We start from the raw sequence: 22,194 nt of genomic DNA, 5'->3' as shown, positions 1-22,194 counted from the left end.
CGAAAAGCGAGAGATGCGCCGTCCATTCCGTTTTCCGCTGCCCGTTCGGTGCCGGAACCCGGCAGCAAATACACCGCATTACCCCAGATGTGACCGTCGTCACGCCCGTTTGCCGGTGTTAGAAAAAGAGGCACGAGCGCGCGGGAGGAGGTGCCAGGTGGACGCGGTAGAGCGCAGACACCACATCCTCACGCTGGCTCGGCGCCAGGGCGACGTCGACGTGCAGAAGCTCGCCGCCGACCTGGGCGTCGCACCGGAGACGATCCGGCGTGACCTCAGCCTGCTGGCACAGCAGGGTCTGGTGCGCCGGACCCACGGCGGCGCGTACCCGGTGGAGACCGCGCGCTTCGAGACGACGCTGGAGAGCCGGACCACCCGGTTCGTCGTGGAGAAGCGGCGGATCGCCGCCGCCGCGGTGGAGCACCTCGGCGACGCGGAATCGGTCTTCATCGACGAGGGCTACACGCCGCAACTGATCGCCGAGGCCCTGCCCACGCACCGGCCGCTCACCGTGGTGACCGCCTCGCTGCACACCGCGGCGGCGCTCGCGGCCTCGCCCAGCCTCACCGTCCTGCTGCTCGGCGGCCGGGTGCGAGGCCGCACCCTGGCCACCGTCGACCACTGGGCCACCGCCATGCTCAGCGGCTTCGTCATCGACCTGGCGTACGTCGGCGCGAACGGGATCTCCCGCGAGCACGGGCTGACCACGCCCGACCCGGCGGTGGCCGCCGTCAAGGCGAAGGTCATGGCGGTGTCGCGGCGGGTGGTGTTCGCCGGGGTGCACACCAAGTTCGGCGGCCACAGCTTCTGCCGATTCGGCGACGTCGGGGACGTCGACACCATCGTCACGGACACCGCGCTGCCGGCGTCCGAGGCGCACCGTTACTCACTGCTCGGCCCCGTGGTGCTGCGCGTCTGAGCGTCCGGGCCGACCCGTCTCCTCCACCACCACACCACCACCATGGAGGTTCGCTGTGTCCAGAACACGGTCTCCTCGCCGATGGCACGGCACACTCGCCGTCGCCCTCGCGGTCGGCCTGACCGCGACCGCCTGCTCCGGAGCCGGCGGCGGCTCCTCGTCGGGCGGCGGCAGCGGCGGCAAGACGATCACCGTGCTGATGGTCGGCAACCCGCAGATGGAGGACCTGGCCAAGGTCACCGCCGACAACTTCACCAAGCAGACCGGGATCACCGTGCGGTTCACGATCCTGCCGGAGAACGAACTACGCGACAAGGTCACCCAGGACGTGGCCACCCAGGGCGGCCAGTACGACGTGGCGACGATCGGGGCGTACGAGGCGCCGATCTGGGCCAAGAACGGCTGGCTGCACGAGCTCAGCTCCTACGCCGACGCCGACCCCGGCTACGACGAGGGCGACCTGCTCAAGCCGATGGTCGCCTCGCTCTCCGGCCAGGACGGCAAGCTCTACGCGGCGCCCTTCTACGGAGAGTCCTCCTTCCTCATGTACAACAAGGAACTCTTCGCGGCCAAGGGCCTGACCATGCCGGAGCGGCCGACCTGGCAGCAGGTGGCCCAGTTCGCCGCGAAGCTCGACGACAAGAAGGCCGGCGTGGCCGGCATCTGCCTGCGCGGGCTGCCCGGCTGGGGCGAGCTGTTCGCCCCGCTGACCACCGTCGTCAACACCTTCGGGGGCACCTGGTTCGAGAAGGACTGGACACCGAAGGTGAACGCGCCCGAGTTCACCGAGGCGACGAAGTTCTACGTCGACCTGGTGCGGGCCCACGGCGAGGCGGGCGCCCCGCAGGCCGGCTTCACCGAGTGCCTGAACACCTTCGGTCAGGGCAAGGCGGCGATGTGGTACGACGCCACCTCCGCCGCGGGCACGCTGGAGGACAAGAGCGCGAGCAAGGTCGCCGGCAAGGTCGGCTACGCGTACGCGCCGGTGAACAGGACCAGGTCGTCCGGCTGGCTCTGGGCCTGGGCGCTGGCGATGCCGAAGACCACCAAGAACGCCGACGCCGCCTGGAAGTTCATCTCCTGGGCCACCGGCAAGGAGTACGAGAAGCTGGTCGGCTCGTCGCTCGGCTGGTCCCGGGTGCCGGCCGGCAAGCGGCAGTCCACGTACGCCATCCCCGAGTACCGGCAGTCCGCCACCGCCTTCGCCGACCTCACCCTCAAGTCGATCCAGGAGGCCGACCCGGTCAACCCGGGGGTGCAGCCCCGTCCCGCGCTCGGCGTGCAGTTCGTCGGCATCCCGGAGTTCGCCGACCTCGGCACCAAGGTCTCCCAGGAGGTCTCCGCCGCGATCGCCGGCAGCACCACCGTCGACAAGGCGCTCGCTGACGGCCAGCGACTGGCCGAGGGCGTCGCCAAGGAATACCGGTAGCCGCCGGCCGGGGCCGGTCGACCGCCGGCCGGCCCCGGCCCTGCCCCGAGGTGGTCCCATGACCCAGACCGTCACCGCCGGCGCGGGCGCGGCACGCCGGTGCACCGTCAGACCCGTCCCCGCCGCCGCGCGGCAGCGCTGGACCCGCCGCGCCCCGCTGCTGCCCGCCCTGATCTTCGCCATCGTGGTGACCCAGATCCCGTTCCTGGTCACCCTCTACCTGTCCACCCTCGACTGGAACGCGCTGCGGCCCGGCCGGCGGGCCTTCGTCGGCCTCGCCAACTACGGCCAGGTGCTCACCGACGCCCGGTTGCGGGCCGCCCTGCTGAACACGGTGGTGCTCACCGCCGCCTCTGTCGTGCTCTCCGTCCTGCTGGGCCTCGGCCTGGCCATCCTGCTCGACCGCCGGTTCCCCGGGCGGGGCGTGGTGCGTACCCTGCTCATCACGCCGTTCCTGGTGATGCCGATGGCCGCGGCGCTGCTGTGGAAGCACGCCATCTACAACCCGTCGTACGGCCTGATCAACGGCATCGTGGGCGGCAGCACCGACTGGGTGTCCCGGTACCCGATGCTCTCGGTGGTCACCACCCTGGTCTGGCAGTGGACCCCGTTCATGATGCTGATCATCCTGGCCGGGTTGCAGAGCCAGTCGCTGGAGACGCTGGAGGCCGCCCGGGTCGACGGCGCCGGCCCGTGGCAGACCTTCACCCGGGTGACCCTGCCCTACCTGCGTCCGTACCTGGAGCTGGGCGCCCTGCTCGGCTCGATCTACCTGGTGCAGACCTTCGACGCCGTCTTCACCATCACCCAGGGCGGGCCCGGCACCGCCACCACCAACCTGCCGTACGAGATCTACCTGACCACCTTCCGCAAGTTCGAGTACGGCGAGGCCGCCGCGGCGGGGGTCGTGGTGGTGATCGGCACCATCGTCGTCGCCACCTTCGCGCTGCGGGTGATCTCCAGCCTGTTCCGGATGGAGGACACGCGATGACCACCCTGACCCGAGGCGCCTCCCGGCGGCGGCCGACCAGCCCGACCCGGCGGACGAGCGGCCCCACGGGGCTGGCCTGGACCCTGCTGGCCTGGTTGGCCGGGCTGCTGTTCTTCCTGCCGGTGCTCTGGATGGTGCTCACCGGCTTCAAGCGCGAGGTCGACGCCGCCAGCAACCCGCCGTCCTGGTTCTTCACCCCGGTGCTCGACGGCTACCGGCAGGTCTTCGACCGGGACCTCACGCCGTACCTGCTCAACTCCCTGATGGCCAGCCTACTGTCCACCCTGCTGGTGCTGCTGCTGGCCACCCCGGCCGCGTACGCGCTGTCGATCCGGCCGGTGGCCAAGTGGCGTGACGTGCTCTTCTTCTTCATCAGCACCAAGATGCTGCCCGCGGTCGCCGCGCTGCTGCCGATCTACCTGCTGGTCAAGGAGCTCGGCATGCTGGACAACGTCTGGACCATGGTCGTCCTCTACACCGCGATGAACCTCCCGCTCGCGGTCTGGATGATGCGGTCGTTCCTGCTGGAGGTCCCGTCCGCGCTGATCGAGGCGGCGGCGATGGACGGCGCGAGCCTGACCGTGACGATCCGGCGGGTCCTGCTGCCGATCGTCGCGCCCGGCCTGGCCGCCACGGCCCTGATCTGCTTCATCTTCAGCTGGAACGAGTTCTTCTTCGCGGTCAACCTCACCGCGACCCGGGCCGGCACCTCGCCGATCTTCCTGGTCGGCTTCATCACCTCCGAAGGGCTCTTCCTCGCCCGGCTCTGCGCGGCGGCGACCATCGTGTCGCTGCCGGTCGTGCTGGCCGGCTGGATCGCCCAGAAGCAACTCGTCCGAGGACTCTCCATGGGGGCGGTCAAATGAAGGCAGCGGTCATCGTCACGCCGGGTCAGATCTCAGTGGAGTCCCTGCCCGACCCCGCACCCGGGCCGCGCGAGGTGGTCGTCGAGGTCGCCGGCTGCGGGATCTGCGGCACCGACCTGCACATCATGGACGGCGAGTTCGCGCCCGCGTACCCGATCGTGCCGGGCCACGAGTTCGCCGGCACGGTGGTCGCGACGGGGTCCGACGTCACCGAGGTGCGGGTCGGCGACCCGGTGGCCGTCGACCCGTCGCTGCACTGCGGGGAGTGCTACCAGTGCCGGCGCGGCCGGGGCAACCTCTGCGAACGCTGGGCGGCCATCGGGGTCACCGTCTCCGGCGGCGCGGCCGAGTACGCGGTCGCGCCGGTGCGGAACTGCTTCCCGCTGCCGGAGTCCGTCGCGCCGGCCGACGCCGCGCTGATCGAGCCGCTCTCCTGCGCGGTACGCGGCTTCGACGTGCTGCCCCGCCGGCTCGGCGACCACTACCTGATCTACGGCGCCGGCACGATGGGGCTGATGATGCTGGAACTGGCGAAGCGTTGCGGCGCGGCGAGCGTGAGCGTGGTGGACCCGAATCCGGAGCGGCTGGCCACCGCGGTGACGCTGGGCTGCACGGCCAGCGGCGCGAGCGCGGACGACCTGACCCGCCCCCGCGGCTGGGACGTGGTCATCGACTGCACGGGCGTCCGGGCGGCGATCGACGACGGGCTCGGCCGGGTCGCCCCGGCCGGGACGTTCCTCCAGTTCGGGGTCGCCGAGTACCGCACCCGGGCGACCGTGGAGCCGTACCGGATCTACAACCAGGAGATCACCGTCACCGGGTCGATGGCGGTGCTGCACAGCTTCGAACGGGCGGGCGAGCTGTTCGCCGCGGGCGTGCTGGATCCGGAGGTGTTCATCAGCGACCGCTTCCCGCTCGACCGGTACGCCGAGGCGATGGCCCAGTTCCGGGCGGGCGTCGGCCGGAAGATCCAGATCGCGGGCTGACGAGGGTGGCCTGGTGGTCGCCGGCAAATCGGTGGTTAACCGGATAAATGTTCGCCTGCTGACTACGGTGGGGTGCGCAAGCGGTCAGCGGAAGCGGTCCGGTTCGGGTGGTCCGACGGTCCGCCGCACGGGCTGGCCGGGCAGGGCCGACCGCAGGAGGCGAATCCGGTGACGATGGAAGCAGAGCGCACCCTGCAGGACGAGGAACTCGCCCGGCTGGGTGACCTCGCCGCCCAGCTCCGGGTGGACTCGATCCGCTGCAGCACCAAGGCCGGAACCGGCCACCCGACCTCCAGCCTCTCCGCCGCCGACCTGATGGCGGTGCTGATCTCCCGGCACCTGCGCTACGACTGGCGGAACCCGCGCAACCCCGCCAACGACCACCTGATCTTCTCCAAGGGCCACGCCTCGCCCCTGCTCTACGCGGTCTTCAAGGCGGTCGGCGCGATCAGCGAGCAGGAGCTGATGGACACCTACCGTCAGTCCGGGTCGCGCCTGCAGGGACACCCCACCCCGGCCCTGCCCTGGGTGGACGTGGCGACCGGGTCGCTCGGCCAGGGACTGCCGGTCGGCGTGGGCATCGCGCTGGCCGGGCGGTACCTCGACCAGCGGCCGTACCACGTCTGGGTGCTCTGCGGCGACAGCGAGACCGCCGAGGGCTCCATCTGGGAGGCCCTGGACAAGGCCGGCCACTACGGGCTGCGCAACCTCACCGCGATCGTGGACGTGAACCGGTTGGGCCAGCGGGGGGCGACCGAACTGGAGTGGGACCTGGACACCTACCGCCGGCGGGTCGAGGCGTTCGGCTGCCACCCGCTGGTCGTCGACGGCCACGACCTGACCGCGATCGACGAGGCGTTCGCCCGGGCCCGGCAGGCGACCGGCCCCACGGTCGTGCTGGCCCGGACCGTCAAGGGCAAGGGGGTGCCCGAGGTCGAGAACAAGCCGGACTGGCACGGCAAGGCGCTCAAGGAGGACATGGCCGAACGGGCCGTCCAGGCCCTCGGCGGGGTCCGGCAGATCCGCGTCACCGGGCCGCACCCCGGCAGCTTCTCGCCCCCGGCCGCCCCCACCGTCGAGCCGCCGCAACTGCCCCGGTACGAGAAGGGGGCGAAGGTGGCCACCCGGAACGCGTACGGGGACGCGCTGCGCGCGCTCGGCGCCCGGCCGGACGTGGTGGCCCTCGACGGCGAGGTCAGCGACTCCACCCGCGCCGACAAGTTCGGCGAGGCGTACCCGGACCGGTTCTTCGAGATGTTCATCTCCGAGCAGCAACTGATCGCCGCCGCGGTGGGCCTGCAGGTACGCGGCTACCGGCCCTTCGCGGCGACCTTCGCCGCGTTCCTGTCCCGCGCGTACGACTTCATTCGCATGGCGGGCATCTCCCGGGCCGACATCGCCCTCTCCGGCTCGCACGCCGGCGTGGAGATCGGCCCGGACGGTCCCTCGCAGATGGGGCTGGAGGACCTGGCCGCGCTGCGGGCCGTGCAGGGGTCGACCGTCCTCTATCCCAGCGACGCCGTCTCCTGCGCCGCCCTCGTCGCGCAGATGGTCGACCGCAAGGGCGTCAGCTACCTGCGCACCACCCGCGGCAAGTACCCGGTGCTCTACGACAACGGGGAGGACTTCCCGGTCGGCGGCAGCAAGGTGGTCCGGGCCGGCGGCGACGTCGCGCTGATCGGCGCCGGGGTGACCGTGCACAACTGCCTCGCCGCCGCCGACGAGCTGGCGCGCGAGGGCATCGACGCCCGGGTCATCGACCTCTACTCGGTCAAGCCGGTCGACCGGCAGCGCCTGCTCGACGCGGTCCGGGACACCGGTGGTCGGCTGGTGGTGGTCGAGGACCACTACCCGGAGGGCGGGTTGGGCGCGGCCGTGCTCGAATCGCTGGCCGACCTCGCCGACCCGGTGCGGGTCAGCCACCTGGCCGTACGCGGGCTGCCCGGCTCCGGCACGCCCACCCAGCAGATGGACCGGGCGGGCATCGGGGTCAACGCCATCGTCTCGGCGGCCCGCGCCCTGGCCTGACCGCCGACCGTTTCACCCCCACGCGCGCGGGTACCCGCAGGTCCGGTCCGAGAGGGGGTCCCAGGTGAACTACACGGAGTTCATCCAGTCGGTGGCGTCGAAACCGAAGATGTCCCCGGCGCAGGCCGAGCCGATCACCCGCGCCACGCTCCAGACGCTGACCGAACGGATCACCGGCGGACAGGCGCGGGACCTCGCGTCGCAGCTTCCCCAGGAGCTGAAGGCGTCTGTCAGCATGGCCGGGGTGAATCCCGAGCCGTTCGGGCTGCCGGAGTTCCTCGAGCGGGTGCAGGCCCGGGCGGCGGTGGATCTCCAGGCGGCGACCGACGGCGCCCGTGCCGTGTTCGACACCCTGCGGGAGAAGATCAGCGCGAAGGAGTACGGGGACGTCGTCGACCAGCTGCCGCAGGACTTCTGGCAGCTCACCGGGCCGGCGTCCAGCCGGCTCGAGACCCGGCGGGTCGGCACGTAGTCCGCCCGGTCACCGCTGCAACCGGATCTCGGCCGGTTCGCGGTCGCTGCGGAGCCCCTTCCAGGACGGGTGCCGCAGCCGGCGGTCCGGGGTCCAGGACCGGAAGGTCACGTCCCCGACCAGCACCGGGTCGACCCAGACGGCGTGGCGGGCGTGCTCGCGCGGTACCGGCGCGCCGAAGGGCGGGTCCCGCCGGGCCAGCGGCGCCAGCCGTTGCTGGAGGTCGCGCAGCACCGTCTGGGTGAAGCCGGTGCCGACGTGCCCGATGTAGACCAGCCGGTCCTGCGGGTCGTACATGCCGAGCAACAGGGAGCCGATGGTGCCGGCCCGCCGGCCGGCGCCGGGCTTCCAGCCGCCCACGATGACCTCGACGGTGTCGTTGAGCGGCACCTTGACCCACGACGACGCGCGGCGACCCGGCTGGTACGTCCCGTCGAGCTGCTTGGCGACGACCCCTTCCAGGCCGAGTTCCGCCGCCGCCGTGGCCAGGTCCCGGCCGGCCTCGCCGGTCCAGTAGGGCGGCGTCTCGACGCTCTCGCCGCTGAGCCCCAGCTCCTCCAGCGCCGCACGGCGATCCGTGTACGGCAGCGACGTGGTGTCCCGGCCGTCCAGGTACAGCAGGTCGAACAGGTACAGCCGGACCGGAGTCGCGGTGACCAGCGCGGCGGCCGGGGCCCGGACGTGCATCCGGCGCTGCAGCGCCGCGAAGCTGGGCCGGCCCTCGCCGTCGAGGGCCACGATCTCCCCGTCGAGCACCGCCCGCCGCCCGGCCAGGAGCTGCGCCAGCTCCGTCAGCTCCGGGTACGCCCGGGTGACGTCCCGATCGTTGCGGCTGAGCAGCCGCAGCCCGGCGTCGACGTAGGCGACCGCGCGGACGCCGTCCCACTTGAACTCGTATCCCCAGCCGGACCCGGTCGGCAGCGCGCCGCTGGAGGCGAGCATCGGCGGTACGAGCTTGGGCATCCTGGCGGCCACACCCCGATCCTGGCCGTCGTCGCCCGGGGTGACGCCGATTTCCGCCCTTTTGCCCGCCCCGGCGGGTGCGATCGTTTGTCCGGGTCACCGGTGGGTAGCCACGCTGTCTCCGGGACGGGAAGGACGGAGCATGGCCGAGCTGGAGTTCTTCGAGAAGGTGGCCGCACGGGCTGGCGTCCCGGCGGAGACCGCACGATCCCTCACCGAGGCCACCCTGCGGACGCTCGCCGAGCGGATCAGCGGCGGCGAGGCGGCCGACCTGGCCGATCACGTGGCGCACCAGCTGCGCCCGCTGCTGACCCGGGCCCGCCCGGAGGAACCCGAGGCGTTCGGGTACGACGAGTTCCTGCGGCGGGTGGCGGAGCGCGCCGGGCAGGCGCCGGACCTCGCCGAGCGGGGCGCGCGGGCCGTGCTCCAGACGCTGCACCGCGTGGTGGGGGAGCGGGAGTTCGCACACGCGATGGCGCAGCTGCCGAAGGAGATCGGCGCGCTGGCCCAACCGGTGCCCCGCTCGGCCTGACCGGCTCCGGTGCCCTTCGGACGGCGCTCTCCGGATGGCGGTGAACGGGCAGGGAGGCGGCGGATGGCTGACGTGATCCAGGAGTTTCTCGACCGGCTGGGCCGGAACGAGGTCTCGACCACCGAGTTTCTGCCGCCCGCGGTACACGGCACGGTCCGTCTCGACATCGAGTGCGACAGCCGGACCGAGCAGTGGTTCGTCACGATGCAGAAGGGGAAGGTGCTCGTCGCGCGCGCGGGCAGAGAGCCGGAGGCGGTGATGCGGGGGAGCCGACCGGCGTTCGATCGGTTGGCCAGCGGTGCGGAAACCTTCGTGTCCCTGCTGTTCCGGAACGACGTCGTCGTCGAGGGGAACATTCAGTTGGTGGACCGCTTCTCGCGCCTCTTCCCCAGCCCCAGTTCCGCGCAGCATCCTCGCGAGTTCGCCCGCAGGGAGCGGCAGAGGCGTGAACGGTAGAACCGTCAGCATCCTGGACGGGAACATGTTCATCGTCACCGACGAGCGGGGCGACGTCGGTCCCTCGCCGGCCTTTCCGACCGGGCTTTTCTACTTCGACACCCGCTTCCTGTCGGTCTGGGGTCTCAGCCTCAACGGGCAGCGCCTGAATGCCCTGTCGAGGGACGAGGTGCAGTACTTCGAGACGCACTTCTTCCTCGTGCCCGGGGAGCCGACGCACTATATCGACGCGAAGGTGTCGGTCATCCGGGAGCAGGCGATCTCCGCCGACTTCACCGAGTCGCTGACCGTCCTGAATCACGACATCAAGCCGGCCCGCTTCACGTTGCGGCTTGACGTGAGCAGTGATTTCGCCGACCTGTTCGAGATCAAGGATGTTCGGCGGAAGAGTGGGTCGACGTCGGTGCACAAAGAAGACCGCCGCCTGCGCCTCTGCTACGAGCGAGAGAGGTTCCGGCGCGAGACGGTCGTTTCCAGCAGCGCGCCGGCACGGGTCGACGACGGTGGGATGTGCTTCGACATTCAGCTGGAGCCGCGGGGGGCGTGGCGCGCCGAGCTGCGTGTGCAGCCCATCATCCACGGGGCCCAGGGCGAGGTGGGAGGAGGCGTCTGGGGTGCCCACCGGAGGAGGCGGGTCGACCAGCAGTTGCGGCGGGGTCTGGAGCGCTGGCTCACGCGGGTACCACAGCTGGCCTGTGACTATGAGCCACTCCAGACGGCGTACGAGCGCAGCGTCGTCGATCTGGCCGCCATGCGGTTCACGACGTTGTCCGGTGGAATGCCCGTCCCCTGCGCCGGTCTGCCCTGGTTCATGACCATCTTCGGGCGGGACAGCATCTTCATCAGCCTGCAGGCGTTGCCGTTCGCGCCGCAGTTGGCTCCGCCCGTGCTGCGCCTGCTGGCCGCCCTGCAGGGCAGCCGGCTCAACGACTACCGGGAGGAGGAACCCGGGAAGATCCCGCATGAACTCCGGTACGGGGAAGCCGCCGCGTTCCAGGAGCAGCCACACAGCCCCTACTACGGGTCGGCGGACGCGACCCCGCTGTTCGTGATCCTGCTCGACGAGTACGAGCGGTGGACCGGGGACGCCAAACTGGTGCGGTTTCTCGAGCACGACGCCCGAGAGGCGTTGGACTGGATCGACGAGTACGGCGACCTGCTCGGCAACGGTTACCTCTCCTACTGGCGACGCAACAAGATCAACGGCCTGGAGAACCAGTGCTGGAAGGACTCCTGGGACTCGATCTCGTACCACGACGGCCGCCTGCCCCGCCCGCCGCGCGCCACCTGCGAGTTGCAGGGCTACGCCTACGACGCGAAGATCCGCGGCGCTCGTCTGGCCCGCCAGTTCTGGAACGACCCGGCCTACGCCGAGCGGCTCGAACGGGAAGCCGCCGAGCTCAAGGAGCGGTTCAACCGCGACTTCTGGATCCCGGACAAGGAGTACTACGCGCTGGCCCTCGACCCCGACGGCAAGCCCGTCGACGCCCTCGCCTCCAACATGGGCCACCTGCTGTGGAGCGGCATCGTCGAACCCGCTCGCGCGAAGAAGGTCGCCCAACACCTGATGAGCCCCGCCATGTTCTCCGGTTGGGGCGTGCGTACCCTCGCCGACACCGAAGCCCGCTACAACCCCGTCGGCTACCACGTCGGCACCGTCTGGCCGTTCGACAACTCCATCATCGCCTGGGGGCTGTGGCGCTACGGCTTCCGCGACGAGGCGGCCCGCATCGCCGAGGGCGTCATCCAGGCGTCAGCGGAGTTCCAGGGCCGCCTCCCCGAGGCGTTCGGTGGCTACGACCGCGCCCTGACCAACTACCCGGTCGAGTATCCGACCGCGTGCAGCCCGCAAGGCTGGTCGGCCGGGGCGACCCTGCTGTTCCTCCGCACCATGCTCGGCCTCGAACCCCACGAGAACCACCTCGCGAGCGACCCCGTCCTGCCGCCCTCCATCCAGCGCATCGAACTGCTGGACATCCCCGGCCGCTGGGGACGAGCCAACGCCTTCGGCCTCCGCACCGGTGGTACGAGACGACGACTGCCAACCAGTTGACGCGACGCGGCCGCCATGAGGTGGTCTCGCGGGAGCGGGTCGCGTTCGGCTGACGCGGCGCCGGCGGTCGGACGGCCGCCGACGCCACCATCGGCTCAGCCGGGCAGGTGCAGGAACGACCACTGGTGGCCGTCGAGGTCCCGGAACCCGCGCATGTACATGAACCCGAGGTCCTGCCCCCGGCCCAGCGACGTGCCGCCCGCGACGACCGCCCGGTCGACCAGGTCGTCCACCTGCTCGCGCCGGTCGACGCCGAGGCCGACGATCACCTCGCGGCTGGTCGCGGTGTCGCAGACCTCGGCCCCGGCGAAGGCGGCGAAAGCCGCCGGGGTGTGCAGGATCAGGTGGGTGGCCCCGCCGAGGGTGAGTTGGGCGCTCTCGCCGCCGGTCTGCCGTGGCCCCGCCGTGAAGCCCAGGGCGGTGAAGAATTCGATCGCCCGGTCCAGGTCCCGCACCGGCAGGTTGACGAAGGTCGCGGTGCTCATCGGGCCACCTCCGAGGTCTCCAGGAACTCCTTGAGGACGGCCAGCCGGTCCCGCCAGTACGCCTTGAGCCGGTCGGCCTCGGCGGCGTCGGTGAGCTTCTCGTGCAGCACGGCCACCCGCGCCTTCGTCCCGCTCACCGGGGTGAAGCCGACCGCGATCCGGCTCGGCCCGCCGGCCCAGTCGGCCCGGAAGGTCTTCGGCGCGGTGGCCGTACGGACCCGGATCGCCACGTCGGGGAGCCACCGCCGGCGCAGCGTCTCGTCGGCGAACGCGGCGAAGAGCGTGGTGACCGGTACGGCCACCGTCCGGCTGCCGGTGGCCTCGAAGCCGCCGCCGCGCCGCTGGCCGGGGGCCCGCAGCCCGCGCGCCTGCTCGTACCCGACGGTGATGGTCTGCGCCCACCAGCCGGGCACCTCGTGCGCGGTGACCAGCCGGCGGGCGATCTCGGTGTGGGTCCGTTCGGCCGCGCCCCAGGCGTCGAGCCGGGCGAACCACTCCGCCCAGTCGTGGCCGGTGCGCTCACGCAGCAGCGCGGCGGAGATCCGGTCGAGTTGGCTGCGGGCGGGGCCGGCCGGGGCGGCGGGGGCGGTGCTTTCGGCGGCGGGTGCCGGGGTTTCGACGGCGGCCTTGGCGAGCAGTTGCCGGCGGGCGGTCGTGTAGCTCTCGCCGGTGCGGGCCATCCGGGTCCGCACCCGGGACTTGAACGACTTGTGACTCGTCATCACATGCTCCCTGTCGGCGGCGCGGTCGCGGGGACTCACGCTCCCGTCGACCCCGCCGTGGGCATGTGGCGTGTCGGTGGGCCAGTCGGCACCGCGTCCCGAGGGCTCGGGGGCCCCCTTTGCCTCCGCGGGACCGGTGGCGTGAGCACCGGGATGGAGGTGGGGCGCGGGACTGCGCCGCGCCCAGTCTACGCCCGGATCCGCCGCCGGTGGGGGAGGTCAGCTCACCGGCCGGGCTCGGCCGTCTGCTCCCACATCGACTTCATCTCGTCGAACGCCTGCTCCATGATCTGCACCATGGCCCGGCGGGCCCGCTCGCCGTCGCGGTGCTGGAGCGCCTGGGCCACCTCGGCGTGCAGCTGCAACGCCTGCTGGTCGGGGTGGTGCGGCATCAGGTGGTAGTGGTGCCGGCCGGTGAGCACCTCGGCGACCAGTTCCTGGAGCTTCACGAACATCTCGTTGCCGGAGGCGGCCAGGACCCGCCGGTGGAAGTCGATGTCCAGGCGGAGGAACCGGTCCTCGTCGCCGGCCTCGCCGGCGGCCCACATCTTCGCGGCGATGCCGACCAGGTCGCTGGCCTCGTCGGGGGAGATCCGGCTCGCCGCCAGCCAGGCCGCGTGCGGCTCGATCGCGGTCCGCAGCTCGGTGATCGAACGCAGCTGCGCCATCCGCCCGGCGGAGGCGAGCCGCCAGCGGATCACCTGCGGATCGAAGACGTTCCACGCCGCGGCGGGCCGGATCAGCACGCCGACCCGGCGACGCGTCTCGATGAAGCCCATCGACGCGAGCACCCGCAGGACCTCGCGGATCACCGACCGGGAGACGGCGTACCGGTCCACCAGCTCGTCGATGTTGAGCACCGAGCCGGCGGCCAGCTCGCCGCCGCAGATGGCGGTGCCGAGATGGTCGAGGACGCGGGCGTGCAGCCCCGCCTCGGCGGGGCCGGACTGGGCGGGTGCGACCCCCGGGGAGGACTGATCCACGCGCTGGATCATATCAGTTAGGGATCACCCCTTGAATAAGTCAGATCTTTCGGCCTAGCATCCGGTCGTTAAGCGGACGTTACAGCGTTGTGGCGCTCTTCCCCCGGGGCGGCGACCACGAGAAAAGGAGAGATGACGTGCGACGTCGATCGATAATCGGTACGTCTCTGGCCGTGGTGGTCGCCATGGGCCTGGCCGCCTGCGGCGGCGGTGGCGACGACAGCGGCGCCTCCAAGACCGTCCACGTGACCCTGGCGAACCACGTGTGGACGGAGAACATCAAGAAGGCCCTGCCCGAGTTCGAGAAGCAGACCGGGCTCAAGGTCGAGATCACCCAGCTCGGCGAGGACCAGCTCTCCGACCAGTACAACGTCAAGCTCAACGCCGGGTCGTCCGACCTCGACGTGATGATGTACCGGCCCCTGCAGGAGGGGAAGCTCTTCGCCAAGAACAAGTACCTGGCCGACCTGTCCGACCAGGTCAAGTCCAGCAAGGACTGGGACTTCTCCGACTTCCAGTCCGGCCCGGTGGAGGCCACCACGTACGAGGGCAAGCCGGTGGGCGTCCCGATCATCACCGAGCAGGAGGTCCTGTACTACCGCAAGGACCTGCTCGCCAAGGCCGGCCTGAGCGCCCCGCCGAAGACCCTAGACGAGCTCAAGGCCGCCGCCGCCAAGATCAAGGCGACCACCCCCGGCGTCGCGGGCTTCGTCGCCCGGACCGGCAAGTCGCCGGCGGTCACCCAGTTCTCCAGCTTCCTCTACAGCTTCGGCGGTGACTTCGTCGACGGCAGCGGCAAGGCGACCGTCAACAGCGACGCCGCCAAGCAGGCGTACGCCTTCTACGGCGGGCTGATCAAGGACAGCGGCCCGGCCAACGTCAGCACCGACATGAGCTGGCCCGAGGCGATGGCCATCTTCACCCAGGGCAAGGCCGCCTTCTACACCGAGGCCAACTCGCTCTACAAGAACGCCACCGACCCGGCCAAGTCCAAGGTGTCCGACACCGTCGGCTTCGCGCCGTTCCCGGCCGGCCCGGCCGGCTCCAAGCCGTACAACATCCCCTCGTGGGCGCTGGGCATCAACGACGCCTCGAAGAACAAGAGCAACGCCTGGAAGTTCATCGAGTGGGCCACCGGCAAGGAGCAGACCCTGGCGCAGCAGAAGGCCGGCGTGCCGAGCGCCCGCACCTCGGTCTGGGCCAACCCGGAGGGCACCGCGAACTACCCGAAGGACCTGGTTGAGGCCATCAACGCCAGCACCCAGGGCGGCGTCGCCCACGACCGGCCCGTGGTGGTGAAGGTCGGCCAGGCCCGCGAGATCGTCGGCCAGCCGATCGTCGACGCGATCACCGGCAAGGACTCGGCGGCCGCGGCCGACACGGCCAACGACGCCTTCCAGAAGTTCCTGGACGACGAGGCCAAGTAAGCCGCGCGCGGGTGGTGGGGCGGACTGCCCCACCACCCGCGTACCCCTGTCGGTCCGCCTACCCCGGAGTTCTCATGGCAACCGTCACCACCCCCAGCCGCGCGCCCGGCGGCGCCGGCGTCATGCCCGACACGCCCGGCTGGGCGCGCTGGGCCAACGACCACCGCAAGTGGCTCTTCGCGGCCCCCGCGATGGCCTTCGTGGCCGCGCTGATCGTGATCCCGCTCGGCTGGACCGTCTGGCTCAGCCTCACCGACGCCGAGGGATCCGTCCGCGCCGAGAGCGAGTTCGTGGGCTTCCAGAACTACCTCGACGTGCTCTCGGACACCGACCGGTTCTGGCCGGCGGTCGGCCGCACCGCCGCCTTCACCGTGGTCGCGCTGGCCTTCGAGGTGGTCCTCGGCATGGCCATCGCGCTGTTGCTGTGGCGGCCGTTCAAGGGCCAGAAGTGGGTCCGGGTCGCCATCCTCATGCCGCTGGTCGCCACCCCGGTCGCGGTCGGCATGATGTGGCGGCTCATCTTCGACCCGAACATCGGCCTGGCCAACCAGGTGCTCGGCTGGGTCGGCATCGGCCCGCAGCCCTGGCTCGCCGGTCAGCACTCCGCCCTGCCCACCACGATCTTCATCGACGTGTGGCAGTGGACGCCGATGGTGGTGCTGATCCTGCTCGCCGGCCTGACCTCGCTCTCCGAGGAGCCCCAGGAGGCGGCGCGGATCGACGGCGCCAGCACCTGGCAGCGGTTCCGGCACGTCACCCTGCCCCTGCTGATGCCCACGGTCATCGTGGCGATCCTGCTGCGCGGCATCGACGCGCTGAAGACCTTCGACATCCTCTACGCCACCAAGGGCAAGGGCGGCGGTTCCTACCACGAGGTGGAGACCCTCAACGTGTACGCCTACGGGCTGAGCTTCGACTACAACGAGTACGGCGTCTCCTCCACCGTCCTCATCCTCTTCTTCCTGATCATCATCGGGTCGATGTGGGCCCTGACCGCGCGGCGCAAGGAGGCCAAGCGATGAAGGCCAGTCCCGCGTACCGGCTGTTCCGGGTGGTCGCGCTCGTCGTCGTGGTGTTGTCGCTGATCACGCCGCTGCTCTGGATGATCGCCGCGTCGTTCAAGACCAACGTCGACATCTACGACACCGGCAAGGCGCTGATCTTCTCGCCCACCCTGGACAACTACGCCAACGTCCTCAAGCAGTCGCACTACGTCCAGTTCATCGGCAACAGCCTCTGGGTGGCCTTCGCCGCCACCGTGCTGTCGCTGATCCTCGGCGTGCCGGCGGCGTACTCGATGAGCCGGTTCAACATGAAGAAGTCGGCCCTGGTGGTGCTGATGGCCCGGGTCATCCCCGGCGTCTCGCTGCTGGTGCCCTGGTACTACGTCTTCTCGAACCTGCAGATGGTCGGCGGCTTCACCGTGCTGATCCTCAGCCACATGTTCGTCTCGCTGCCGCTGATCGTCTACATCATGATGGGCTTCTTCGACGGCCTGCCCGAGGAGTTGGAGGAGGCGGCGCTGGTCGACGGGCTCACCCACATCGGCGCGTTCCGCCGGATCACCCTGCCGCTGTCCGTGCCGGGCATCGCGACCGCCGGGATCCTGTCCTTCATCTTCTCCTGGAACAACTTCATGTTCGCCCTGGTGCTCTCCGGCGCGGACACCAAGACCCTGCCCGTGGCGATCTTCGACTTCGTCGGATACGCCAGCATCGACTGGGGCGGCCTGATGGCTGCGGCCACCGTGGTCACCCTGCCGATCATGGTGATCGCCCTGTTCGTGCAGAAGTACGTGGTCTCCGGCCTCACCGCCGGTGCGACGAAGGGCTGAGCACCATGACCACCATCGCGCGTGTCGAGACCTTCCTCGTCGCCCCCCGCTGGCTCTTCGTCCGGGTTGAGACCGAGAGCGGGATCGTCGGCTGGGGCGAGGCCACCTGCGAGGGCCGCTCCGAGACCGTCCGCGCCGCCGTCGACCAGCTCGCCGAACTGCTGATCGGCCGGGACGCGCTGCGCATCGAGGACCACTGGCAGGTGGTGACCAAAGGGTCCTTCTACCGGGGCGGGCCGATTCTGGCCAGCGCCGTGGCCGGCCTCGACCAGGCGCTCTGGGACATCGCCGGCAAGCACTACGGCGCCCCGGTGCACCAGCTGCTCGGTGGCCCGGTCCGCGACCGGATCCGGGTGTACGGCTGGGTCGGCGGCGACGAGCCGAACGAGGTCCGCGACCACATCGCCGCCCAGGTCGAGGCGGGACTGACCGCGGTCAAGATGAACGCCTCCGGCCGGATGAGCCCGATCGCCTCGGTCGCCGAGCTGGACGGCGTGGTGGCCCGGGTGGCCGCCGCCCGCGAGGTGCTCGGCGAGCACCGGGACGTGGCCATCGACTTCCACGGCCGGTTCACCCTGGCCAACGCCCGCCGGGTGGCCCCGCTGCTGGAGCCGTTCCGGCCGTTCTTCCTCGAGGAGCCGGTCGTCCCGGAGAACTCCCACCTGATCGGCGACTTCGTCCGCTCCACCACCACCCCGGTCTCCACCGGGGAGCGGCTCTACAGCCGGCAGGAGTTCCTGCCGGTGTTCCAGGCCGGCATCGCGGTGGCGCAGCCGGACCTGTCGCACGCCGGCGGCATCACCGAGGTCCGCAAGATCGCCGCGCTGGCCGAGGTGTACGACGTCCAGCTCGCCCCGCACTGCCCGCTCGGCCCGATCGCCCTCGCGGCCTGCCTCCAGGTCGGCTTCGCCACGCCGAACTACCTGATCCAGGAGCAGAGCATCGGCATCCACTACAACCTCGGCGCCGAGGTGCTCGACTACTGCCTCGACAAGAAGCCGCTGACCTTCGTGGACGGACACGTCGAGCGGCTCACCGCGCCCGGCCTGGGCATCGACATCGACGAGCAGGCGGTGCGGGCGGCGGACAAGCGCGGCCACGCCTGGCGCAGCCCGATGTTCCGGCACCCCGACGGCTCCTACGCGGAATGGTGATCCCGATGACCCTCGACCTCACCGCCGAACTCGCCGCCACCCGCCTGCTGGCGGTCATCCGCGGCACCGACACGGCCGCCGCCGTGGCCACCGGCACCGCCCTGCTCGCCGAGGGCGTACGGGTGGTCGAGGTGGCCCTGACCACGCCCGGCGCGTGCGACGCCATCGCTGCCATCCGGGCCGCCGCGCCGCCCGGCGCCCTGGTCGGCGCCGGCACGGTGCTCACCCCGGACGACGTCGCCGACGTGGCCGCGGCCGGCGCCCAGTTCGTCGTCACCCCGGCGGTCGTCGACTCCATCGGCGCGGCGGCCGGCCGCGGGCTGCCGGTGGCCGCCGGGGCGTTCACCCCCACCGAGGCGTACGCCGCCGTCCGCGCCGGCGCCGCCGCGGTGAAGCTCTTCCCGGCGTCGGTGGGCGGGCCGGCGTACCTCAAGGCGCTGCGCGACCCCTTCCCGGACATCCCGTTCGTCGCGGTCGGCGGGGTCGGCCTGGCCGAGCTGCCCGGCTACCTCGCCGCCGGCGCGATCGCCGTCGGCGTGGGCGGCCCGCTGGTCGGCGACGCGGCCTCCGGCGGGGACCTGGACGCTCTGCGCGAGCGGGCCCGGGCCTACCTCGCCGCCGTCGCATGACCGGCGTGGACCTGCTCACCCTCGGCGAGGCCCTGGTCTCGCTGCGCTCGGCCGGCCCGCTCACGGCCGGCGGCCCGCTCACCCCGCACCTGGCCGGCGCGGAGTCCAACGTGGCGATCGGCGTGGCCCGGCTCGGTCACCGCGCCGCCTTCGCCGGCCGGGTCAGCGCGGACGAGCTGGGCGGCTTCCTGCTGCGCCAGCTGCGCGCCGAGGGGGTGAACGTCGACCACGTGGTGCGCGACCCGGAGCGACCCGCCGGGCTGATGTTCCTGGAGCGGCGGACCGCCGACCTGACCCGGGTGATCTACCAGCGGGCCGGCTCGGCCGGGTCGGCGCTGACCGTCGACGACCTGCGGCCCGCCCTGGCCGCCGGCACCCGGGTGCTGCACCTGACCGGGATCACCCCGGCGCTGTCCGACAGCGCCCGCGCGGCCGCCGGGTGGGCCGCGGAGACCGCCGCCCGGGCCGGGGCGCTGGTCTGCCTCGACGTCAACCACCGGGCGAAGCTGTGGCGCCGGGACGACGCCCGCGCGGTGCTCACCCCGCTCGCCGGCCACGCCTCGGTCGTGGTGGCCTCCGAGGACGAACTGGACCTGGTCGGCGAACCCGGCGCCGACGAGCGGACCGTGGTGGCCGGGCTGCTGGCCCGGGGCGTGTCGACCGTGCTGGTGAAGCTCGGCGGCGACGGCGCCCGCGCGTACACCCGGGACGGCTGCGTGGCGGCGGCGGCGCTGCCCGTGACGGCGGTGGACACCGTCGGCGCGGGGGATGCCTTCACCGCCGGCTACCTCTCCGGCCACCTGGACGGCCTCGACCTGGCCGGGCGGCTGCGCCGCGCGGTGACCCTCGGCGCGTTCGCCGTCGCCGGCCACGGCGACTGGGAGCCCCTGCCGCGCCGGGACGAGCTGTCCCTCCTGGACGGGCTGCAATCCGGCAGCACCCTCCGCTGAAACCACCCCGAGAAAGGCACCCGCGTGAAGATCGTCGCAGCGGACGTCATCGTCTCCAGCCCCGACCGCAACTTCGTCACCCTCAAGATCACCACGGACGAGGGGATCACCGGACTGGGGGACGGCACCCTCAACGGGCGTGAACTCTCCGTCGCGTCCTACCTGGCCGACCACGTCGTCCCCCTGCTGATCGGGCGGGACCCGCACCGCATCGAGGACACCTGGCAGTTCCTCTACCGGTCGGCGTACTGGCGGCGCGGGCCGGTCACCATGGCCGCCATCGCGGCCGTCGACGTCGCCCTGTGGGACATCAAGGCCAAGGCCGCCGGGATGCCGCTCTACCAGCTCCTCGGTGGCGCCTCCCGGACCGGGATCATGGCCTACGGGCACGCCTCCGGGCGGGACCTGCCGGAGCTGTTCGACTCGATCCGCCGCCACCTCGAACTGGGCTTCCGCTCCATCCGGGTGCAGACCTCCGTGCCGGGCATCAACGCCGTCTACGGCGTCGCCGCCCAGCCCAGCGTCGACGGCAAGCGCTACGACTACGAGCCGGCCCAGCGCACCCCGCTGCCCGCCGAGGAGGACTGGGACACCCGCTCCTACCTGCGCCACCTGCCCGGCGTCTTCGAGGCGGTCCGCAACGAGTTCGGCCCCGAGCTGCCGCTGCTGCACGACGGGCACCACCGGATGACCCCCATCCAGGCCGCGAAGCTCGGCAAGGCGCTCGAACCGTACGACCTGTTCTGGCTGGAGGACTGCACCCCGGCGGAGAACCAGGACGCGCTGCGGCTGGTCCGCCAGCACACCACCACCCCGCTGGCCATCGGCGAGATCTTCAACACCGTCTGGGACTACCAGACGCTGATCCGGGAACAGCTCATCGACTACGTCCGGTCCGCCGTCACCCACACCGGGGGCATCACGGCCATGCGGAAGCTGCTCGACTTCGCCGCCCAGTACCAGATCAAGTCCGGCATCCACGGCCCCACCGACATCTCGCCGGTCGGCATGGCCGCCGCGCTGCACCTGGACCTGGCGATCCACAACTTCGGCATCCAGGAGTACATGCAGCACGGCCCGCTGACCAACGAGGTGTTCCGGCAGTCGTTCAGCTTCACCGACGGCTACCTGCACCCGGGGGAGCAGCCCGGCCTCGGGGTGGAACTGGACGAGGAGGCCGCCGCCCGGTTCCCGTACCAGCCGGCGTACCTGCCGTTCAACCGGCTCAAGGACGGCACGGTCCATGACTGGTGAGCGGCCGCCCACCCGGCACGTCGTGGTGATGGGCGTCTCCGGGGCGGGCAAGACGACCGTGGCCCGGGGCGTCGCCGAGGTGACCGGGCTGCGGTTCGCCGAGGCGGACGAGTTCCACTCCGCGGCCAATGTGGCGCAGATGCGCTCCGGCATCCCGCTGGACGACGCGCAGCGTTGGCCCTGGCTGCGCGCCCTGGCCGCCTGGATGGCCGACCGGCACGCCGAGGGCGTGTCCACGATCCTCGCCTGCTCGGCCCTGAAGCGTGCCTACCGGGACGTGCTGCGGCAGGGGCTGCCCGACGTGGAGTTCGTCCACCTGGACGGTACGGCGGAGCTGATCCGGGACCGGATGACCCGGCGCGCCGGGCACTACATGCCGGCGAGCCTGCTCGACTCGCAGCGGGCCATCCTGGAACCCCTGGAACCGGACGAGTCCGGGATCGTGCTGGAGGTGGCGGCGTCGCCGGACGAACTCGTGGCGGCCGCGGTCGGCCGGCTCGGCCTGCCCCGGCGGGTGGCGGTCGGCGACCGCTGACCGGTCCGCCGGGCCACGCGGCGCCGTGGGGCCCGTGCGGTCGCCGGTCGGTGTCCCGGTGATCCGGGACGCCGGCCCGGCGGGCGGCTCAGTCGGGCAGGGCGTCCAGGTAGACCCAGCGGCCGTCCTCGCGGACGAACCGGCTGCGCTCCTCGATGGCGCCGGGCCGGCCGGCCTCCCGGTAGTGCGCCCGGAAGGACACCGTGCCGGTGGTGTCGAAGAGCCCACCCCGGTCGGTGCCGACGATCTCCAGCCGCGTCCACCGGGTGCCCGTGTGCAGCCGCAGCCGGGCCGGGCGGGTCGAGGAGTGCCAGCTGCGCAGCAGGTGGTCGGCGTCGCCCACAGCGAACGCGCTGTACCGGGAGCGCATCAGCGCCTCGGCGGTCGCCGCCGCCGCCGCGCCCCGGTGGATCGGGCCGCAGCAGTCCGCGTACGGCAGGCCGCTGCCGCACGGGCAGGGTTGGGTCTCCTCGGCCGCGCTCCGGCGGGCACCGCGTCTCGCCACGACCGCCATCCTGCCGTAGGC

23 protein-coding genes are annotated in these 22,194 nt (G+C 71.6%); 18 read left to right on the top strand and 5 right to left on the bottom strand.

Translation table 11 applies throughout. From position 1 onward, the window contains the following. Nucleotides 1-157: 157 nt before the first annotated feature. From ACGFI9_RS26335 to ACGFI9_RS26305, 7 genes are all read left to right on the top strand, one after another. Nucleotides 158-919 (top strand): DeoR/GlpR family DNA-binding transcription regulator, encoded by a 762-nt coding sequence (locus ACGFI9_RS26335; protein WP_393181953.1) that lies wholly within the window; start codon nt 158-160, stop codon nt 917-919. Between the two features lie 55 nt (nt 920-974). Next, nucleotides 975-2,348 carry an ABC transporter substrate-binding protein gene (locus tag ACGFI9_RS26330; RefSeq protein WP_393181951.1) on the top strand — a complete coding sequence of 458 codons (1,374 nt, stop codon included), beginning with the start codon at nt 975-977 and terminating at the stop codon, nt 2,346-2,348. A 58-nt stretch (nt 2,349-2,406) separates the two neighbouring features. Continuing rightward, nucleotides 2,407-3,339 carry a carbohydrate ABC transporter permease gene (locus tag ACGFI9_RS26325; RefSeq protein WP_393181949.1) on the top strand — a complete coding sequence of 311 codons (933 nt, stop codon included), beginning with the start codon at nt 2,407-2,409 and terminating at the stop codon, nt 3,337-3,339. After that, entirely contained in the window at nt 3,336-4,205 is an 870-nt protein-coding gene (locus tag ACGFI9_RS26320; protein ID WP_393181947.1) for a carbohydrate ABC transporter permease, read from the top strand. Before ACGFI9_RS26325 ends, ACGFI9_RS26320 begins: the two co-directional genes overlap by 4 nt. Continuing rightward, nucleotides 4,202-5,191, top strand: a complete 990-nt coding sequence (locus ACGFI9_RS26315) for a zinc-dependent alcohol dehydrogenase family protein (protein WP_393181945.1) — start codon at nt 4,202-4,204, stop codon at nt 5,189-5,191. The genes ACGFI9_RS26320 and ACGFI9_RS26315 overlap by 4 nt, the downstream gene beginning before the upstream one ends. Before the next feature lie 174 nt (nt 5,192-5,365). Then, entirely contained in the window at nt 5,366-7,219 is a 1,854-nt protein-coding gene (locus ACGFI9_RS26310) for a transketolase (protein WP_393182144.1), read from the top strand. Between the two features lie 64 nt (nt 7,220-7,283). Next, the gene (locus ACGFI9_RS26305; RefSeq protein ID WP_393181943.1) at nt 7,284-7,691 is read left to right on the top strand and encodes a DUF2267 domain-containing protein; all 408 of its coding nucleotides are present in this window, start codon (nt 7,284-7,286) and stop codon (nt 7,689-7,691) included. A gap of 9 nt (nt 7,692-7,700) precedes the next feature. Here the strand turns inward: ACGFI9_RS26305 and ligD are convergent, their stop codons facing one another. Next, entirely contained in the window at nt 7,701-8,654 is a 954-nt protein-coding gene (gene ligD, locus ACGFI9_RS26300) for a non-homologous end-joining DNA ligase (protein ID WP_393181941.1), read from the bottom strand. 142 nt (nt 8,655-8,796) lie between these two features. Between ligD and ACGFI9_RS26295 the strand changes: the two genes are divergently transcribed. From ACGFI9_RS26295 to ACGFI9_RS26285, 3 genes are all read left to right on the top strand, one after another. Continuing rightward, nucleotides 8,797-9,186 carry a DUF2267 domain-containing protein gene (locus ACGFI9_RS26295; RefSeq protein ID WP_393181939.1) on the top strand — a complete coding sequence of 130 codons (390 nt, stop codon included), beginning with the start codon at nt 8,797-8,799 and terminating at the stop codon, nt 9,184-9,186. A gap of 63 nt (nt 9,187-9,249) precedes the next feature. Then, nucleotides 9,250-9,642: an SCP2 sterol-binding domain-containing protein gene (locus ACGFI9_RS26290; RefSeq protein WP_393181937.1), complete on the top strand. Its 393-nt coding sequence runs from the start codon at nt 9,250-9,252 to the stop codon at nt 9,640-9,642. A 25-nt stretch (nt 9,643-9,667) separates the two neighbouring features. Next, on the top strand, nt 9,668-11,695 hold the full coding sequence (locus ACGFI9_RS26285; RefSeq protein WP_393182142.1) for a glycogen debranching N-terminal domain-containing protein: 2,028 nt from the start codon (nt 9,668-9,670) through the stop codon (nt 11,693-11,695). A gap of 95 nt (nt 11,696-11,790) precedes the next feature. Here the strand turns inward: ACGFI9_RS26285 and ACGFI9_RS26280 are convergent, their stop codons facing one another. The 3 genes from ACGFI9_RS26280 to ACGFI9_RS26270 form a co-directional block, all read right to left on the bottom strand. Further along, the gene (locus tag ACGFI9_RS26280) at nt 11,791-12,180 is read right to left on the bottom strand and encodes a VOC family protein (protein ID WP_393181935.1); all 390 of its coding nucleotides are present in this window, start codon (nt 12,178-12,180) and stop codon (nt 11,791-11,793) included. Then, nucleotides 12,177-12,902, bottom strand: coding sequence for a hypothetical protein (locus ACGFI9_RS26275; RefSeq protein WP_393181933.1), 726 nt, complete (start codon nt 12,900-12,902; stop codon nt 12,177-12,179). The genes ACGFI9_RS26280 and ACGFI9_RS26275 overlap by 4 nt, the downstream gene beginning before the upstream one ends. A gap of 224 nt (nt 12,903-13,126) precedes the next feature. After that, nucleotides 13,127-13,885, bottom strand: a complete 759-nt coding sequence (locus tag ACGFI9_RS26270) for a FadR/GntR family transcriptional regulator (RefSeq protein ID WP_393181931.1) — start codon at nt 13,883-13,885, stop codon at nt 13,127-13,129. Nucleotides 13,886-14,022: 137 nt separating this feature from the next. Between ACGFI9_RS26270 and ACGFI9_RS26265 the strand changes: the two genes are divergently transcribed. From ACGFI9_RS26265 to ACGFI9_RS26230, 8 genes are all read left to right on the top strand, one after another. After that, nucleotides 14,023-15,312 (top strand): ABC transporter substrate-binding protein, encoded by a 1,290-nt coding sequence (locus ACGFI9_RS26265; RefSeq protein WP_393181929.1) that lies wholly within the window; start codon nt 14,023-14,025, stop codon nt 15,310-15,312. 74 nt (nt 15,313-15,386) lie between these two features. Beyond that, nucleotides 15,387-16,334 carry a carbohydrate ABC transporter permease gene (locus ACGFI9_RS26260; RefSeq protein WP_393181927.1) on the top strand — a complete coding sequence of 316 codons (948 nt, stop codon included), beginning with the start codon at nt 15,387-15,389 and terminating at the stop codon, nt 16,332-16,334. Next, on the top strand, nt 16,331-17,146 hold the full coding sequence (locus tag ACGFI9_RS26255; protein ID WP_393181925.1) for a carbohydrate ABC transporter permease: 816 nt from the start codon (nt 16,331-16,333) through the stop codon (nt 17,144-17,146). The genes ACGFI9_RS26260 and ACGFI9_RS26255 overlap by 4 nt, the downstream gene beginning before the upstream one ends. A 5-nt stretch (nt 17,147-17,151) precedes the next feature. Continuing rightward, nucleotides 17,152-18,300, top strand: a complete 1,149-nt coding sequence (gene dgoD, locus ACGFI9_RS26250; RefSeq protein ID WP_393181923.1) for a galactonate dehydratase — start codon at nt 17,152-17,154, stop codon at nt 18,298-18,300. A 5-nt stretch (nt 18,301-18,305) separates the two neighbouring features. Beyond that, complete coding sequence (locus tag ACGFI9_RS26245; protein ID WP_393181921.1) at nt 18,306-18,929, top strand: bifunctional 4-hydroxy-2-oxoglutarate aldolase/2-dehydro-3-deoxy-phosphogluconate aldolase; 624 nt, start codon at nt 18,306-18,308, stop codon at nt 18,927-18,929. Beyond that, a complete protein-coding gene (locus ACGFI9_RS26240; RefSeq protein WP_393181920.1) occupies nt 18,926-19,879 on the top strand; it encodes a sugar kinase in 954 nt (317 codons plus the stop codon). The genes ACGFI9_RS26245 and ACGFI9_RS26240 overlap by 4 nt, the downstream gene beginning before the upstream one ends. A gap of 24 nt (nt 19,880-19,903) precedes the next feature. Then, on the top strand, nt 19,904-21,133 hold the full coding sequence (gene manD / locus ACGFI9_RS26235) for a D-mannonate dehydratase ManD (protein WP_393181918.1): 1,230 nt from the start codon (nt 19,904-19,906) through the stop codon (nt 21,131-21,133). Continuing rightward, nucleotides 21,123-21,668, top strand: a complete 546-nt coding sequence (locus ACGFI9_RS26230; RefSeq protein ID WP_393181917.1) for a gluconokinase — start codon at nt 21,123-21,125, stop codon at nt 21,666-21,668. The genes manD and ACGFI9_RS26230 overlap by 11 nt, the downstream gene beginning before the upstream one ends. An 88-nt stretch (nt 21,669-21,756) precedes the next feature. Here ACGFI9_RS26230 and ACGFI9_RS26225 read toward each other — a convergent pair whose 3' ends face one another. Then, complete coding sequence (locus tag ACGFI9_RS26225; RefSeq protein WP_393181916.1) at nt 21,757-22,182, bottom strand: YchJ family protein; 426 nt, start codon at nt 22,180-22,182, stop codon at nt 21,757-21,759. Nucleotides 22,183-22,194 lie beyond the last annotated feature (12 nt).

The sequence above is a fragment of the Micromonospora sp. NPDC048930 genome (assembly GCF_043197935.1).
GTDB lineage: Bacteria > Actinomycetota > Actinomycetes > Mycobacteriales > Micromonosporaceae > Micromonospora.
The sequence above is the reverse complement of the archived record's forward strand: the minus strand, read 5'-3'. Positions and strand labels throughout refer to the sequence as shown.

What these genes read in the sequence shown, in the direction of transcription:
- ACGFI9_RS26325 (WP_393181949.1), top strand. Translation starts at nt 2,407, where the DNA reads ATGACCCAGACCGTCACCGCCGGCGCGGGCGCGGCACGCCGGTGCACC.
- ACGFI9_RS26320 (WP_393181947.1), top strand. Translation starts at nt 3,336, where the DNA reads ATGACCACCCTGACCCGAGGCGCCTCCCGGCGGCGGCCGACCAGCCCG.
- ACGFI9_RS26315 (WP_393181945.1), top strand. Translation starts at nt 4,202, where the DNA reads ATGAAGGCAGCGGTCATCGTCACGCCGGGTCAGATCTCAGTGGAGTCC.
- ACGFI9_RS26310 (WP_393182144.1), top strand. Translation starts at nt 5,366, where the DNA reads ATGGAAGCAGAGCGCACCCTGCAGGACGAGGAACTCGCCCGGCTGGGT.
- ligD (WP_393181941.1), bottom strand. Translation starts at nt 8,654, where the DNA reads ATGCCCAAGCTCGTACCGCCGATGCTCGCCTCCAGCGGCGCGCTGCCG.
- ACGFI9_RS26295 (WP_393181939.1), top strand. Translation starts at nt 8,797, where the DNA reads ATGGCCGAGCTGGAGTTCTTCGAGAAGGTGGCCGCACGGGCTGGCGTC.
- ACGFI9_RS26290 (WP_393181937.1), top strand. Translation starts at nt 9,250, where the DNA reads ATGGCTGACGTGATCCAGGAGTTTCTCGACCGGCTGGGCCGGAACGAG.
- ACGFI9_RS26285 (WP_393182142.1), top strand. Translation starts at nt 9,668, where the DNA reads ATGTTCATCGTCACCGACGAGCGGGGCGACGTCGGTCCCTCGCCGGCC.
- ACGFI9_RS26280 (WP_393181935.1), bottom strand. Translation starts at nt 12,180, where the DNA reads ATGAGCACCGCGACCTTCGTCAACCTGCCGGTGCGGGACCTGGACCGG.
- ACGFI9_RS26275 (WP_393181933.1), bottom strand. Translation starts at nt 12,902, where the DNA reads ATGACGAGTCACAAGTCGTTCAAGTCCCGGGTGCGGACCCGGATGGCC.
- ACGFI9_RS26260 (WP_393181927.1), top strand. Translation starts at nt 15,387, where the DNA reads ATGGCAACCGTCACCACCCCCAGCCGCGCGCCCGGCGGCGCCGGCGTC.
- ACGFI9_RS26255 (WP_393181925.1), top strand. Translation starts at nt 16,331, where the DNA reads ATGAAGGCCAGTCCCGCGTACCGGCTGTTCCGGGTGGTCGCGCTCGTC.
- dgoD (WP_393181923.1), top strand. Translation starts at nt 17,152, where the DNA reads ATGACCACCATCGCGCGTGTCGAGACCTTCCTCGTCGCCCCCCGCTGG.
- ACGFI9_RS26245 (WP_393181921.1), top strand. Translation starts at nt 18,306, where the DNA reads ATGACCCTCGACCTCACCGCCGAACTCGCCGCCACCCGCCTGCTGGCG.
- ACGFI9_RS26240 (WP_393181920.1), top strand. Translation starts at nt 18,926, where the DNA reads ATGACCGGCGTGGACCTGCTCACCCTCGGCGAGGCCCTGGTCTCGCTG.
- ACGFI9_RS26230 (WP_393181917.1), top strand. Translation starts at nt 21,123, where the DNA reads ATGACTGGTGAGCGGCCGCCCACCCGGCACGTCGTGGTGATGGGCGTC.
- ACGFI9_RS26225 (WP_393181916.1), bottom strand. Translation starts at nt 22,182, where the DNA reads ATGGCGGTCGTGGCGAGACGCGGTGCCCGCCGGAGCGCGGCCGAGGAG.